The 15,483-nt window shown below is 56.2% G+C and carries 13 protein-coding genes; 9 read left to right on the top strand and 4 right to left on the bottom strand.

Annotated features, from left to right (window positions below; translation table 11 throughout):
* Window positions 1-160: 160 nt before the first annotated feature.
* On the top strand, window positions 161-1,018 hold the full coding sequence (locus OQ273_RS03585) for an ABC transporter permease (RefSeq protein ID WP_267989106.1): 858 nt from the start codon (window positions 161-163) through the stop codon (window positions 1,016-1,018).
* Window positions 1,019-1,062: 44 nt separating this feature from the next.
* Window positions 1,063-1,794, top strand: coding sequence for an ATP-binding cassette domain-containing protein (locus OQ273_RS03580; RefSeq protein ID WP_267989105.1), 732 nt, complete (start codon window positions 1,063-1,065; stop codon window positions 1,792-1,794).
* A gap of 259 nt (window positions 1,795-2,053) precedes the next feature.
* Here the strand turns inward: OQ273_RS03580 and OQ273_RS03575 are convergent, their stop codons facing one another.
* Window positions 2,054-2,707, bottom strand: a complete 654-nt coding sequence (locus OQ273_RS03575; RefSeq protein WP_267989104.1) for a class I SAM-dependent methyltransferase — start codon at window positions 2,705-2,707, stop codon at window positions 2,054-2,056.
* 296 nt (window positions 2,708-3,003) lie between these two features.
* On the opposite strand from OQ273_RS03575, the gene OQ273_RS03570 reads away from it, so the two are divergent.
* From OQ273_RS03570 to OQ273_RS03560, 3 genes are all read left to right on the top strand, one after another.
* Window positions 3,004-4,140 (top strand): glycosyltransferase family 4 protein, encoded by a 1,137-nt coding sequence (locus OQ273_RS03570; RefSeq protein WP_267989103.1) that lies wholly within the window; start codon window positions 3,004-3,006, stop codon window positions 4,138-4,140.
* An 89-nt stretch (window positions 4,141-4,229) separates the two neighbouring features.
* Window positions 4,230-5,351 carry a glycosyltransferase gene (locus OQ273_RS03565; RefSeq protein WP_267989102.1) on the top strand — a complete coding sequence of 374 codons (1,122 nt, stop codon included), beginning with the start codon at window positions 4,230-4,232 and terminating at the stop codon, window positions 5,349-5,351.
* The gene (locus OQ273_RS03560; protein WP_267989101.1) at window positions 5,335-5,874 is read left to right on the top strand and encodes a sugar transferase; all 540 of its coding nucleotides are present in this window, start codon (window positions 5,335-5,337) and stop codon (window positions 5,872-5,874) included. The genes OQ273_RS03565 and OQ273_RS03560 overlap by 17 nt, the downstream gene beginning before the upstream one ends.
* Before the next feature lie 309 nt (window positions 5,875-6,183).
* On the opposite strand, the gene OQ273_RS03555 is transcribed toward OQ273_RS03560, so the two are convergent.
* From OQ273_RS03555 to OQ273_RS03545, 3 genes are all read right to left on the bottom strand, one after another.
* A complete protein-coding gene (locus OQ273_RS03555; RefSeq protein ID WP_267989100.1) occupies window positions 6,184-7,461 on the bottom strand; it encodes an O-antigen ligase family protein in 1,278 nt (425 codons plus the stop codon).
* 75 nt (window positions 7,462-7,536) lie between these two features.
* Window positions 7,537-9,324: an acyl-CoA dehydrogenase family protein gene (locus OQ273_RS03550; protein WP_267989099.1), complete on the bottom strand. Its 1,788-nt coding sequence runs from the start codon at window positions 9,322-9,324 to the stop codon at window positions 7,537-7,539.
* 135 nt (window positions 9,325-9,459) lie between these two features.
* On the bottom strand, window positions 9,460-10,359 hold the full coding sequence (locus OQ273_RS03545; protein WP_267989098.1) for a LysR substrate-binding domain-containing protein: 900 nt from the start codon (window positions 10,357-10,359) through the stop codon (window positions 9,460-9,462).
* Window positions 10,360-10,469: 110 nt separating this feature from the next.
* Between OQ273_RS03545 and OQ273_RS03540 the strand changes: the two genes are divergently transcribed.
* The 4 genes from OQ273_RS03540 to OQ273_RS03525 are packed head-to-tail and all read left to right on the top strand — an operon-like array spanning window position 10,470 to window position 15,420.
* Window positions 10,470-12,098, top strand: a complete 1,629-nt coding sequence (locus tag OQ273_RS03540) for a GMC family oxidoreductase (protein ID WP_267989097.1) — start codon at window positions 10,470-10,472, stop codon at window positions 12,096-12,098.
* A gap of 4 nt (window positions 12,099-12,102) precedes the next feature.
* On the top strand, window positions 12,103-13,212 hold the full coding sequence (locus OQ273_RS03535) for a mandelate racemase/muconate lactonizing enzyme family protein (protein ID WP_267989096.1): 1,110 nt from the start codon (window positions 12,103-12,105) through the stop codon (window positions 13,210-13,212).
* A 13-nt stretch (window positions 13,213-13,225) separates the two neighbouring features.
* Window positions 13,226-14,434: a mandelate racemase/muconate lactonizing enzyme family protein gene (locus tag OQ273_RS03530; protein ID WP_267989095.1), complete on the top strand. Its 1,209-nt coding sequence runs from the start codon at window positions 13,226-13,228 to the stop codon at window positions 14,432-14,434.
* Between the two features lie 23 nt (window positions 14,435-14,457).
* Window positions 14,458-15,420 carry an NAD(P)-dependent oxidoreductase gene (locus tag OQ273_RS03525; RefSeq protein WP_267989094.1) on the top strand — a complete coding sequence of 321 codons (963 nt, stop codon included), beginning with the start codon at window positions 14,458-14,460 and terminating at the stop codon, window positions 15,418-15,420.
* Window positions 15,421-15,483: the final 63 nt, after the last annotated feature.

The following is a 15,483-nucleotide window of genomic DNA, read 5'->3' as shown; positions in this document are numbered from 1 at the left end:
CGGCTTTCTTTTGGAGCTTGCTCAGTGTGTTCATCATATAGCGGACAAGCCCAAACCAGAGACCCAAAACAACTTCAACGTAGAAGCAAACTGCACTGTTTACTGCAGAAGCTTTGAGGGTTAGCCGCTGAACTTCATGAAATAAAAGGAGCAAGCTTAAATGGCATCGCGCCAACGACATGAAACTATCGGCGTGGACACTCATTTACGTCAAGTTCCTTGGATTGAACGCAGCCTCTACGTCGATATAGCTCTAGCATTTCGCCAAAGAAAACTAGCCGCAATGCTTCATCAGGCTGAGATCGCAGAAATGCGTCGAGGAACAGGGCTAGGTATCAGCGGACCGTTTATTTCTACACTTCTGCACATAGCAGTGCTTGGCTTGGTGATGGCAACCGTGTTCAACGAACCCATTCCAACATTCATCCCTTATTTCAGTATCTCATTTGCCATTTGGCAAACGTTGGCGGCGAGCATTTCAAGAATGGCAAATGCGAGTGAACGGGCAACTCGTTACATAGGCTTCCCGGCTCTGTCCAGCTTGCTTATCTACCTAGTTGACACTTTCGATTATGCAGTTGGCTTGGTATCTCGACTAGCTGCTGCACTAGTGGCTATTCTGGCAGTAAACTATGCTATTCTTTTAACGGCTAACTTCACAGCGATGTTAATTGGCGTTTTATTTAATTTTGTTATAGTGTTGATATGGGCACCAACCGCCGCATTCATCTTCGACAAATTGAGGATTCTGAGGGGTTTCTTACCACAGATTCTGCTTCTAATTTTTCTTATTACACCAATATTCTACACCGCAGACAGACTTTCAGATCATAGATGGATCGCGGAATTTAATCCAATATACCACCTACTACAAATTGTTAGGGTACCAGTGATCAACGGAGAGCTTCCCGTGTTATCGCTATTGGTCGCTATTGGACTGGTGGCATGTGGTTTTCTCTCCTTGAAAGTAGTCCATCGCCGCCAGAGAATATCCATGGTTTATGGGTGGGTATCCTAGTACAATGCACTGGGCAGATATACGGAACCAACAGAGTGCTCAAAATGAAGGGCGGTAAACAAAACTACGGCGAGGTGATCGTTCGCCTTAAAAAAGCTACTGTCGAGATCCCACTGCGTGGTTATCGGAGTCGAGGACAAAAACTTGAAGATCCGCGCATTTTTGTGACACCTATGGGAACTTTGAAGCTGCGTGCACTCAAGGAAGTGTCATTGGAAATTCGACGAGGCGACAGGATTGGCATTGTTGGTTCAAACGGTAGCGGCAAAACAACTTTGTTGCGCCTACTTAGCGGTTTGATTCCGCTAGCATCAGGCACCCTTGATCTGTTTTGCGACACACGGGTGCTATTAGATGTCGGCGCAGGTCTTTCAAGCGCACTTTCGGGCCGTCGCAACGCCGAAATGCAATTCGGACTGCTCGGTATAAAGACCCTTTCTCAGAACGAATTTATATCTAATGTGCACCATTTCTCAGAGCTAGGAGATTTTTTTGACATGCCCGTCGCAACTTATTCACCAGGAATGCTTAGTCGCCTTCAATTTGCGATTAACACGGTCGAGCCGTCAGACATCCTACTGCTCGATGAGTGGATTGGTGTCGCGGATGAGGGGTTTTATGAAAAGGCGGAGGCCAGACTTCAGAGTTTTGTGGAAAGGAACGAAGCCTTCGTATGTGCATCGCATAATACAGAATTGCTAAATAGAATAACGGATAAGAGAATTTCTCTAGAATTAGGAAAAATCGCCGAATGTGTCTCGTCAACTGATCACTGAGGCAAACACAACAGTATTATCGAAAACAATTCATCGGAAAAATTGACTTATGATAGTAATAAGAAATACTAGAACGCATTAGCATATTGAGATTGAAGGAGAAGATCGAATAAAACCCGAAGATTTTGTCACCCGCCGCCAGTAAACAGAGGGGTTTTATTAAAATTTAATGGAAACCAACTGGCAAACATCTGCGTTGATGAAGCACGCAAAAGGTAACCAATATCAAATTGGCGCAAGAAAAGCAGGGCTTTGATTGTCAAATGTCAAGCTTGAAGACTGAAAAATGATCCGATCTAGCTGGGTCCGATATACTATAAACCTCTTCTCCTATTTGCTGCAGAAAAGTGCGCGCCAGTTTCACTGATGGCCAGTCAATATCGTCAAGAAATATATACCCACCTGGCTTGACTAGACTACTCCATTTCACGACATCATTTAGGCTTTGCTGAACAGAATGCGCACCGTCAATATGAAGTAAATCTATTGTCTTTTCGTATCGAGCCGACGCGAATAGCCCGTAAGCAGAATTAGAGTCACTTTCAACAATAGCCGCATAATTAAATAAATTCTCTTCCAACAACTTCTTGAGAAATTTTTCCTTCATCAAGACTATGTCTACTTTGCTCCACCATTCATCATTTACAGCGGTTGTGACTGTTTCTATTGCTACTTCATTGCTCCAAGCCTCGATCCCATAGTGCTTACCATAGCCCTTTTCTTTATACGCCGCACAAACCGGAAAAAAGGACTTTCCCGCATAGATGCCAATTTCTATACTTTTGTGTATATCTGGCTGGATTGCGATTTGATTGAGCAAGCAAGCCTTGTGAGGGGTGCACCAACCCTCTACATCGGCTATTAGTTCGGTCATAGCCAGTTCTGATTTCGAAACACTATCGAGATTAAACATCGAAAATTGAAATCCAATATTCAGCGCTACAAATTGTCGACCTCGCGGAAAACCAAAATAGCAATCGTGACAGGATGCCACAACTCTCAAAACTTGCGCAAACTGATCGGTTTTCCACATACGAATACAATTGTGTTGACGCAGCAGGTTTGGAGCTACCAAGCTGAATTACATCTGCATCTAGATCGCATTATCGTGACAACACTCGTCCATGCTGGAATGCAAAATGGTGATCTTCCAACACGGTATTTTTAAAACGAGTCCTTGGGCTATTTATAAGAAGTCACCTCAATAAAATGTCGACTTTGACACGCCTATCAGTAGATGCCCGCAACCTGCTTTCCTACCGAAACGGAATAGGACGCACCATCTTAGAAACTTGTCATACGGCCGCTCAAAGAGATACAAAGATTACGCTCTATTGGCCTCAAAAGCCAAAAATTATTCCGAAAGAAATCCATGAAGCGGAGAACAGATACTGGGACAAAGGTGGTGGAATTAACCGCGTTTTATGGTCTGGTACGAGTCTGCCCCGCAGTGTTAACAAAACCGGCCCCGACATTTTTTGGGGCCCAGCCCACCGAGTGCCGATTGGTCTCAATCGATCAATCCCCTGTGTCGTCACAATCCACGATCTGGTCTGGGCCAAGCATCCGCAAACGATGCGCCGCTTAGGTTGGCTTGCGGACCGCATTCTTGCTCCGCACGCTATGAGACGAGCCGACGTCATTGTTGCCGTCTCAAAGTCAACCCGTGACGACATTCTTGAGCGATACCCGCAATTCACGGAAAAAGTGCACGTCATCTACCCGGGTGTGTCGGTCACGACTGATATCAAGACAAACAAAGGCGGTGAGTATCAACGTGATGGCGACTATGCCCTATTCGTCGGCACGATCGAACCAAGAAAGAACCTTCAGAGCCTGCTCAAGGCGATCGCCATATCAAGAGCCGCCGGTCACCTTGCGGGAAGACTTCTCATCGCGGGCGGCAAAGGGTGGAGGCATGCAGAGCTCGGTGACCTCATAGACCGGTACAACCTCGCCGATTGTGTCCAGGCTCTCGGCTATGTCAGCGACGCTGAACTTGCACGGCTTTACAAAGACGCGCGCTTTCTCGCTATGCCTTCCCTATATGAGGGCTTTGGACTGCCAATAATTGAGGCCGGCTCTTATGGCGTCCCGGCACTAACCAGCAATGTGTCCTCCATGCCCGAGGTGGCTGGAAAGGCCGGCCTGCTGGTTGATCCACACGATCCTCACGACATAGCACGCGGCTGGCAGCGTCTTTGGAATGATGATGCGCTTCATGCCGAATTGAGTAGCCACGCCCGTGAAAACGCAGCACGCTTTTCCTGGTCTAAAACCGCCGATGAAATGTTGTCCTTGTTTCAGGACGTGATCGACCGCCATCGTCAAGCAAACTCAAGCTAATCGAACAAGTCCACAACACTGCCAGATGCTCATTGCGTGTTGGCCGTTGCCTCAAGTAAGGATACGACAATACAAGCTTTGAGAGTATTATGCGCATCCTCCACTTCTTCAAAACCTATTGGCCCGATACGTTCGGCGGCGTGGAGCGCAGTATTGATGCGATTGCAGAGCACTCGGTTCACCTTGGAGCAGAACACCACGTCTTGTCACTGACCCCCGGGAATCCCGAGGGCCCGGCACTGCGCGGCACGCAAACACTGCATAAGGTCCGACGAACTGGTTCTTTTGCCTCCACGGATTTTTCGTTCAGCTGCCTCGGGCCGTTCCGGCGTCTGGCGGCGGAGGCTGACATCGTCCACCTGCATTTCCCGTGGCCGTTCATGGATGCAATTGTGTTGGCCTCTCGGGTTCGAAAACCAATTGTGCTGACTTACCATTCGGATGCGCTCGCAAATCCCGTTTTGGAGACCGCTTACAGGCCCTTGCGCGATCGTCTGCTTTCGCGCGTCGATGCAATCGTCGCAACGTCACCGAATTACCTTGTATCAAGCAAGGTATTAAGAGCTTGTCAGGACAAGACAACCATTATCCCGCTCGGGCTTGATGAAGCCGCCTACCCCGATGTTTCGGCCGAGAGACTACAGCATTGGAAGACGCGTTTCGGAAGTGATTTCTTCCTGTTCACCGGCGTATTACGCCATTACAAAGGTCTCGAAACGCTCCTGCGCGCCGCCGCCAAAACACACTCACGCATTGTAATTGCAGGTTCCGGGCCTGAGAAAACCAAGCTTAAGGCCCAAATGAAACAGCAAGGCCTCGATCATGTTCACCTGGTCGGCTCCATCAAGGAAGAAGACAAGGTTGCTCTTCTAAGGCTTTGCAGCGGTTTCGCTTTTCCGTCAAACAAGCGTTCCGAAGCTTTCGGGCTCTCGCTGGTCGAGGCGGCAATGTTCGGAAAACCGATGATCAGTTGTGATATTGGAACAGGTACAAGCTACGTGAACAGTGACGGTGAAACCGGCTTTGTTATCCCCCCAGATGACCCGGACGCACTTGCCGAAAAGATGAATGTATTGGCATCAGACGGCGATCTGCAGGCGTCGTTTGGCGCAGCTGCGAGAAAGCGATATGAGGAACACCTCCGCGCAGAAACAATGGGCCGGCGTTATTTCGAACTCTACCGGCAAGTCCTCAATGAAACGCCCCGCTGACATCGTCGTCTCCCTGGCCATCATCGTCCTCCTGTGGCCACTCATCCTGCTCCTTGCCGCTCTTATCCGTCTCGAAACCCCCGGCAACCCGCTTTTCGGGCAGCGGCGGCTCGGGCGTAACGAAAAACCCTTCACAATCTGGAAGCTGCGGACGATGCGCAAGGGCACGCCGCATCGCGGGACACATGAGATCACGGTAGATGCCTATACGCGGTTTGGCGGGTTTTTGCGGCGCACGAAGCTGGATGAACTGCCGCAGGCCTTCAATATTCTCGCCGGGCATATGAGCCTTGTCGGCCCCCGCCCCTGCCTGCCCAGCCAGGATGAGCTGATCGCGGCGCGGCGGCGTCTTGATGTCTTCAGCGTGCGGCCCGGCGTCACGGGCCTCGCGCAGATCCGCGGTATCGACATGTCCCGGCCGCAGGAACTGGCCGCTGTGGACCGGGAATATATCGACAGTCAGTCGATGGCGCTGGATTTGAGGATTTGCATGAAGACGGTTGCGGCTGTTTTCGGGCGATAGTGAAAATTTTTCAGCGCTCACGGCCGCATCGCCGCTGCGTCTTTGATTGGTTTTGTCCTCACGCCGCACGCGTCTTCGGCGCTGGCTCCGGACGGGGCGGGCCATAAGGCCCGGCGCACAGTCGCGCTTGCGGTGCTGCGAACCGTCTTCTGTTCCCCTGGAATTACCTTGCAAGAGAAAGGAGTTCGAAGCGCTGAGCGCTTCGCAAGGCCGACCGGCCGTCGCCGCTTATGCGGCGTGCCCGCGCAGGCCAGCCGCGTAGCGGCGGAACGGCCGTGAGCGAAAAAAAACAAAGGTATCACCCCGCCCTCAATAGACCTCCCCGCCCCGCTCCGGCAGTCGCGCCAGAACACAAAAAGCGGTGATCAGCGAGAGATAATAAAGCGTCGAGACATCGTGATAGAACAAGAGATTGCTCATACCGTAGAGCATGTAGGAAAGCACGGTGCAAAAAAGCGCCCCGAAGACAACCGGCGGCGCCTTGCGCAGAACGTAGAGCGGCACGAGAAAGACGGCGAGCAGCGTGACGAGCCCGAGAATGCCCGAGGCGACAAGGTCTGTCAGATAACCATTGTGCAGATGGGAAAAGGAAAAACGGGCGCCCTGCTGCGGATCGTGCAAAGCCGCTGTTTGCATGACGTTCTGCCTTCCGTAGCCGGTCAGGGGCCGCTCGCCAAAGGCCGAGAGCCCGGCGCGGTAAAGCGCAAGGCGCACAGATATGGACTGTTCGCCAACGGCTTCCCCATCAGGGTTTGAAATCCGCTCGATTGCCAGCTCGATCCGGTTCGTCAGTTCCGGATCCGCTTTGATGACGCCGACGGCCAGAAGCGCAACGATCAGGGCGGCAATACCCGCCCGCACCGCCATGAAGCGAAGGCCAAAATAGCGATACCCCATGACAAGCGCGTAGGCTGCGAGCGTGATGCAGTAGGCAAGAAGCGGCCCCCTGCTTCCCGAACTCACGAGCGCGTAGAGCGCGGCCAGAGCACCGATGGCAAGCAGCAAACGCATCCTGCCTTTGAAGAAGAGCAGGCCATGCACGCATAAAAGCCCCGACACCACGGCGCCAAGCGCCAGGATCAGCGGGTTTCCGCTTAGCGCACCACGCAACAGCTCCTGCGAAAACGGCCCGCCAATGACCATGATCAGGACCGCGAGGATTGCCCCACAGGCATTGGCGGCAAAAAACGTCTCAAGCCAGTAGGGCCTCACCGCTTGGCGCAAAACCGGCATCACCGGCGCGAAAAAAATGAAGAGGAGATTGCCGTAAACCGCGCCGAAGCCACCCTTGCTGCCATGGACGACATGATGGCTAACCGCGAACACCACCATGACCAGACAATAGGCCGAGAAGGCCGCAATGATCGGTCGCTCAATCTCATCGAAGTGTCTGCCGCGCCGGTCAAATGCCCAGTTCAAAAGTGCAAAGAGCCATATGCCGATGCCGACGATCGAGCCTCCGCTGCCTCCACCCGGAAAGAGCAGAAAGACGGCGAACAGGCCGCACGCCCAGCAAAACGACGCGCTGGCATCGTCGCGATAGACGATGTCCCAGTAAAAACGACTGAGCCTGCCGGTCCTCTCCAAAAGCTTTCTTCTCCCGCGGCCTCGTGCTGGCGACTCTCCGAAGGCTTAGAGCAAGTCCGGCAAAATGCAAGCGGATCAGAAAACCTCCGCCGGTGTTTCCAGGCAGGTTTTGTCGAGGCGCGCCAACAGGGCGCATTGGCTCTCCATGGTGGGCAGCTCGTAGCGGAAGAAATAGCGGCAGGCCGCAATCTTGCCGTCGCAAAGCGCATCCGCCCCGTCCGCCCGGGCGCCATCGGCGGCCAGCGCCTGGCGTAGCCAGACCCAGGCGACGACCACGTGGCCGAGCATGTCAAGATAAATGGTGGCATTGGCCAGATAGGCTTCCTGCCCGAGCTGTTCGGCCTTGCCGGCCATGGTCGCGGTCGTCGCAGCGGCAAGATCGACGGCACGCTCCAATGCCTCGGCGAGATCGGCAAAATCCGCCATACCGGAGGCTTCCTTCACCGTCCCCTTGATCTCCCCAACAAGCGTCTTGAAAGACGCGCCGCCCCGCATCGGCACCTTGCGTCCGAGAAGATCGAGACCCTGAATGCCGCGCGTTCCCTCATGGATGTGGTTGAGCCGGTTATCCCGATAGAAGCGCTCGACCGGATAGTCGCGCGTATAGCCGGCGCCGCCGAACACCTGGATGGCAATCTCGTTGGCCCGCAGCCCGAACTCGGAGGGCCAGGATTTGACGATGGGCGTCAGGATATCCAGGAGCAGGCCGGCCTTCTCCTGCATGGCCTGATCCCCTGCCCGCAGCTCATCAGCGAGCCGCGCGGCATAAAAGCAAAGCCCCAACGCCCCCTCCGCATAGGCCTTCTGCTGGAGGAGCATGCGTTTTACGTCCGCATGTTCGATGATCGGCACCATGGGCGTCGACGGGTCCCGGTCGGTCAGTTTGCGCCCCTGGGTCCGGTCGCGGGCATAGTCAAGCGCATGCAGATAGCCGGTTTCAGCCAGCGCCGCGGCGCTCAGGCCCACGCCGATCCGCATCTCGTTCATCATCGAGAACATATATTGAAGACCGTGATGCCGCTCGCCGACGAGATAACCGACAGCCCCGTCCTTATCGCCGAAATTGAGAACGCAGTTGACCGTACCGCGGCAGCCCATCTTGTGGTTGAGACCGGCAAGGCGCACATCGTTGCGCGCGCCGCGCGAGCCGTCATCATTTATGAGATAGCGTGGCACGATAAAGAGCGAAATGCCCTTGACGCCGGCCGGCCCGCCAGGGATTTTCGCCAGCACAAGATTGACGATATTGTCCGACATCTCGTGGTCGGCGCCGGAAATCCACATCTTGTTGCCAAACAGACGGTAAGTCCCGTCCTCCTGCGGCTCGGCGCGGGTACGGATATCGCCGACGGACGATCCGGCATGTGGTTCGGAGAGCGCCATGGTGCCGAAATAGCGGCCCTCGATCATGGGGCGCAGGAAACGGTTCTTCTGCTCTTCGCTCCCATGTTCAGCAAGCAGATTTCCGGCCGCGACCGTCAGACCTGTATAGCCGCTGGTGCCCCAATTTGCCGCCGAGAACCAGGCCGAAATCGCCGTCTGCAGCAGATAGGGCAGTTGCAGGCCGCCATCATCCGCATCGAAACTCGCCCCCATCAGCCCGGCCTCGCAGAAGGCATCCAGCGCTTCTTTAACCTCGGGGATAATGTGCACCGAACCGTCACGGAACTCCGGCTCGTTGGCATCGAGCTTTTGCGCATGCGGCTGATAGCGTTCTTCGGCAATCTTCTCGACGCTGTCGAGAATGGCATCATAGACGCTGCGGTCGGCATCGGCGAAATGCGGCAGCTGGCTAAGCGCCTCGAGATCCAGAAAATCATAAAGCCAGAACGCCACGTCTTCGCGCCGCAGAATATTCGGCATAGCTTCCTCCGCAATGTCGGGAATTCAGCCGCGCCAATGGCCCGGCGACATTGTTCATCCTTGACCATTCTACCGGCGACCCGCAAGAGTGGCAAAGGAAAACAAGAGGCAAGCGAATATTGTCCACGTCCGCTTTCAGCGCAGGCTGTCGAGCAGCCATTCGGTAAAAAGAAGCACTTCCGGCGCGTGCTCGCTGTCAGGCGGGCACAGGACATAATGGGCCTGATTGCCGCCGAGCGATGCCTCAACCGGCTGAACAAGGCGTCCGGACGCAAAGTAGGGCCGGGCAAACGCATCAAGCACCAGAACGGCCCCAAGTCCGGTTGCCGCATATTCCAGCGCCACCAGCGATGTATCGGATTTCACCGCCGTGGACGGCTCGTCAACCTCGACACCGTGCTGTTTCTTCAGATCGCTCCACATGCCTTCGCAGCCCATGATCTTGATGATCGCGCCCTCGCACACATCCGACAAGGTCGCACCGGCTCCAAGCTGCGTTGCATGATCGGGACTGCACACGACGATCGACCGCTCATCGCTGATTTTCTCGAACCGGCCGGCATTGATGCGCTGATCCCCCCAATTGCCGTCGCCATAGCGGATATCGATATCAACCGATTCGCTGTTGAGGCCATCGCCCCAAATGGTGGTGCAAAGCTGCAGTTCAATGCCGGGATAGGCGGCCCGGAACTCATGCAGCCTTGGCACGAGGACCAGTGTTGCATAGGAGATGGGCACCCGTATCCGCAGCGTCTTCTCGCCAAGCGAACCGAATATGCCCATCGTCGCCAGCGACAAATCCTCAAAAGCCCTGCGCACAGCCGGCACATAGGCCGCACCCATATCGGTCAGGCGCACCCCGCGCGGCAAGCGTTCGAACAAGCCGAATCCCAGGCGTTTTTCCAGCGAGCGGATCTGATGACTGATCGCTGCAGAGGTCAGATTGAGTTCATTGGCGGCGGCGGCAAAGCTCGAATGCCGTGCAGCGGCTTCAAAAGCCCGGAGCCAGGCGACGGGGGGAAGCTGATAGCCCATGGGACACCTTCCACAATCAACAAAAAATCTTGGGCCTTTGGCCGATAATGCTTCGTTTGATTAAGGTCATATCACCATCAACACTGCCGGAAAATCAAGGCAAGAGTAATATGAGCGGCAACGAATTCGATTTTATCATAGTAGGTGCCGGCTCCGCGGGCTGTGTCCTGGCCGAACGCCTCAGCCGCGATAGCCGATTCAAAGTCCTGGTGATCGAGGCAGGCGGGTCGGATCGGAAGCTGCGCATTCGCGTCCCGATCGGCTATGGCTTCACTTTCAAGGACCCGAAGGTGAATTGGTGTTACTCCGGCGAGCCCGACCCGGAGCTTGGCGGCCGTTCCGGCTATTGGCCGAGAGGCAAGGTGATCGGCGGCTCCAGTTCGATCAATGCCATGGTCTACTGCCGCGGACTGCCGCATGATTTTGACGACTGGGCCGAAGCCGGCGCAGACGATTGGGACTGGCAAAGTGTCAGACCGGTGTTCGAACGCAGCGAGACGAAGGCGCGGCGACGCGGCAATGGTTTTGACACGCACGGTAACGGACCGCTCTGGGTCACGGACGAAACCGATCAGGCGCACCCGGTCACCGGGCGGTTTCTGACGGCGGCAAAGGAAGCCGGCTGGCCGACGACGGACGATCTCAATGGCACAGCCCCGGAAGGCCTGACCATCTTTCACAACACAACACGCGCCGGTTGGCGCTGTTCTGCCGCTGACGCCTTTCTACGGCCGGCTCTGAGGCGTGGAAACATCAAGCTGGTGTCCAACGCCCATGTCGACCATCTTATTTTTGATGGGCAGCGCGTAAGCGGTGTTGCCTATCGCCTGTGCGGCAAAAAGCGACAGGCTCTTGCGAGACGCGAGGTCCTTGTCAGCGCCGGTGCGGTCAACTCGCCCAAGCTCCTGCAACTTTCCGGCATCGGGCCGGCGGACGTGTTGCAAAGCTATGGCATAGCAGTTCGCAGGCACCTTCCTGAGGTCGGCGGCGGGCTGCAGGACCATCTCGCCGTCAACTATTACTACGAGGCAACCGTCCCGACGCTGAACAATCAGTTGCAGCCCTGGCGCAGCAGAATATTGGCAGCCCTGCAATATGCCCTTACCCGCCGTGGTCTTCTCAGCCTCGGTATCAACCAGTGCGGCGGCTTCATCCGCTCGACCCCGGATGCACCGCAACCCGATATGCAGATCTACTGCAATCCGGCCACCTATTCGACAGGGTCGGGCGCAGCACCGCAGATCGATCCGGAACCGGGTTTTTTGTTGTCCTACCAGCCCTGCCGCCCAACCAGTCGTGGCCGCATCGACATCGCTTCGTCCGATCCCGATGACGCGCCGCGCATCAGACCCAATTCGCTGACGACCAATGAGGATTGCGCCGCCATTATGCGCGGCGCACGGCTGTTGCAGCGGCTGATCGAGACGCCAACCATGGTAAAGCTGATCAAATCACCACGCCAGCCGGACCTTAGAAATCTCAGCGACGAAGAGGCGCTCAACGATTTCAAACAACGGGCGGCAACGGTCTATCACCCGACCAGCACCTGCCGGATGGGCACAAATAAGAGCAACTCCGTGCTGGATGCCCGTCTTCGGGTGCATGAGGTCGAGGGCCTTCGCGTCGTTGACGCATCGGCCTTTCCGAACCTGACATCCGGGAATACGAATGCACCGACCATCATGCTCGCCCAGAAAGGCGCCGACATGATCCTGGAAGATTTGAAGGCGGCGGGCTGACACCATGAAGATCGTCAAGCTTGAAACCTTCTCCAACAGCTTTGTGGGTTTCGTTCGTGTCACCGCCGAGGACGGATCATTCGGCTGGGGCCAGGTCTCCACCTACAATGCCGATATCACCGCACTGGTCTTTCATCGCCAGATCGCCCCCTGGGCGCTCGGAGCCGGGATAGACGATATCGATGCGCTCGCTGATCTGATTGTTGAAAAGGAGCACAAATTTCCCGGCTCCTATCTGCGCCGGGCCCTCGCCGGTCTCGACACCGCGCTTTGGGACCTGCGCGGAAGGCTCGCGGAAAAACCCGTCTGCGAGCTGATTGGCGGCAGTCCGGGCCCGCTACGCACCTATGCCTCCAGCATGCGGCGTGACATTGGACCCGAGGAAGAAGCCACGCGCCTGACCCGGCTTCGCGATCAGCATGGTTTCGACGCCTTCAAGTTCCGGGTGGCCAGCGAATGCGGGCACGATCTAGACGAGTGGCCCGGACGCACTGAGGCCATCGTACCTGCCGTGCGCAAAAGCCTTGGCGACACGGCAACTCTCCTCGTTGACGCAAACAGCGGATATTCGGCGAAAAACGCCATCGAGATCGGTCGCATGCTTGAGGATAACGGCATCTGTCATTTCGAAGAGCCATGCCCCTATTGGGACCTCGATGAAACGAAGAAGGTCACCGACGCGCTCGATCTTGACGTCACAGGCGGCGAGCAGGATTGCGATCTTGCTGTCTGGCGCCGTATGATCGCCATGCGCGCCGTCGACGTCGTCCAGCCGGATATCTGCTATATCGGCGGGCTCGCACGCGCTTTGCGCGTTGCCGAAATGGCCAAGGCAGCGGGCCTCGTCTGCACGCCCCATTCGGCCAATCTCTCCATGGTCACGCTCTTCACCATGCACCTTCTGAGGTCGATCCCCAACGCCGGGCCCTATCTGGAATTTTCCATTGAAGGATCAGACTATTATCCCTGGCAGCAGAATCTCTTTGTCAACGAGCCGTTCACCGTTGAAAATGGCCATGTCCTGGTCACCGACACGCCCGGCTGGGGTGCCGAGATCAATCCGGCCTGGCTCGACAAAGCCGATTATATGGCAAGCGAAGCCGGCAGCCCTTGAGGTTTGATGCAATATGAAACTGCAATCGATCGAGACCTTTGTTGTCGCCAATCCACCCCCCTCGCGCGGTGGCCGCTATTTCATCTTCGTCCAGCTCAAGACCGCATGTGGCATTGTCGGCCTTGGCGAAATTTACAACGCCACCTTCAGCCCGCATCTCGTCGCGCAAATGGCCGAAAACCTGTTCGCCCACGTTTTCGACAGCGCCGATCCACACCACATCGAGCGGTTGTGGCGCATGGCCTATGGCGGCGGCTTCACCTTGCGACCCGATGTGACCGTGATGGGCGTATTGAGCGGATTGGAAATGGCCTGCTGGGACATTATCGGTAAAGCGGCAGATCAGCCGGCGCATCAGCTGTTGGGCGGGCGTGTTCACGAGCGGCTCCGCACATATACCTATCTCTACCCGCCCGGCGACGAACACGTCTATCCGGACCCGAATACACCGAACGTTTACAACGATCCCGATCTGGCCGCAGAAGCGGCCCTCGCCTGCGCCAATGAGGGATTTACCGCCGTCAAATTCGACCCGGCCGGCCCCTATACCATCTATGGCGGCCATCAGCCGAGCCTTGAGGATCTGGAGCGTTCCGAACTCTTCTGCAAACGCATCCGGGAAGCAGTCGGCAACCGGGCCGACCTGCTCTTCGGAACGCACGGTCAGTTCACCGTGTCGGGCGCCAAACGTATGGCGCGCCGGCTGGAGCCCTACGATCCGCTCTGGTTCGAGGAGCCGGTCACCCCCGAAATGCCCGAACGCATGGCGGAGGTTGCACGTTCGACATCGATCCCGATTTCGACCGGCGAACGTCTCTGCACCAAATACGAGTTCGCACGCGTGCTCGATACCGGCGCCGCTTCGATCCTGCAAATGAATCTCGGCCGCGTCGGCGGCCTGCTGGAAGCCAAGAAAATCGCCGCCATGGCGGAAACCCGTTACGCCCAGATTGCCCCGCATCTTTATTGCGGCCCGGTCGTCGGCGCGGCCAATATCCAGCTCTCGGCCTGCATTCCGAATTTCCTGATCCTTGAAAGCATCCAGAAGTGGGACGGTTTTCACGCCGATCTCCTTGTCAATCCGATCCGCTGGGAGGATGGCTGCGTTCTCGTGCCCGATGCACCCGGCCTGGGTGTCAAACTGAACGAGGACGTCGCACGGGCGAATCCCTACGAAGGAACGGAACTCCATCTCACCATGGAAACCGAACCGCTCAGATAGAAGGCAAATTATGGGAGGCATCTATGAAAATCGGCTTCATCGGTCTTGGCAATGTCGGCGGCAAACTGGCCGGAAGCCTCCTGCGAAACGGTTTCGATCTGACGGTTCGGGACCTTGATCGCAATCTTGCCGAACCCTTTTTGAACGGTGGTGCCCAGTGGGCCGACTCCCCTGCCGAAATCACCAGCACCTGCGACATCATCATCACCTGCCTGCCGAGCCCCGCCGCATCGGCGGCCGTTATGGAAACCGATGACGGTATCCTTCATGCTATGGCGCCGGGGAAAGTCTGGGCGGAAATGTCAACCACTGATGAGGCGGAAGTCCGCCGCCTCGGCGCCCTGGTTTCGGCAGCCGGCGGCCTGCCGGTCGATTGTCCGGTGTCCGGCGGGTGCCACCGCGCCGCGACAGGCAATATCTCGATTTTTGCCGGCTGCGATCGCTCGACCTTCGAGCAGATGCTTCCGGTACTCAGGGCCACGGGCCGGCGGATCCTTCACACCGGACCGCTGGGCTCCGCCTCGGTTCTGAAGGTGGTGACCAATTACCTCGCCACCGCCAACCTGTTGTCACTGTGCGAGGCGCTGGTCACGGCGAAAGCTGCCGGTATGGACCTCAACACGACCTATGAAGCGATCCGCATCTCGTCGGGCAATTCCTTTGTACACGAGACGGAAAGTCAGGTCATTCTCAACGGTTCTCGGGACATCAATTTCACCATGGATCTCGTCTCAAAGGATATTGGGCTCTTTCAACAGGTCGCAGAGCGCTGCGGTGTGCCGCTGGAACTCAACCCGGTGCTGATCGACATTTTCAGGGATGGAGAAGAGCGGTACGGCCCGCGGGAGTTGTCACCGAACATCATCAGGCGCCTCGAGGAGGCCACCGGTCAAAGCGTCCGCGCACCGGGCTTTCCAGCACAAATGGCCGATCATGAGCCGGAAGAACCCGGCCGCGAAGTCGTGCCGGCGAGCGCAATACGCTAAAACATCCGCCATATATTCCGATTGTGAAGCTTCGACATCGAAAAGACGCGAAAAACCGTCTAC

The organism is Hoeflea prorocentri, assembly GCF_027944115.1.
GTDB lineage: Bacteria > Pseudomonadota > Alphaproteobacteria > Rhizobiales > Rhizobiaceae > Hoeflea_A > Hoeflea_A prorocentri.
This window is presented reverse-complemented; position numbering and strand designations above follow the sequence as displayed.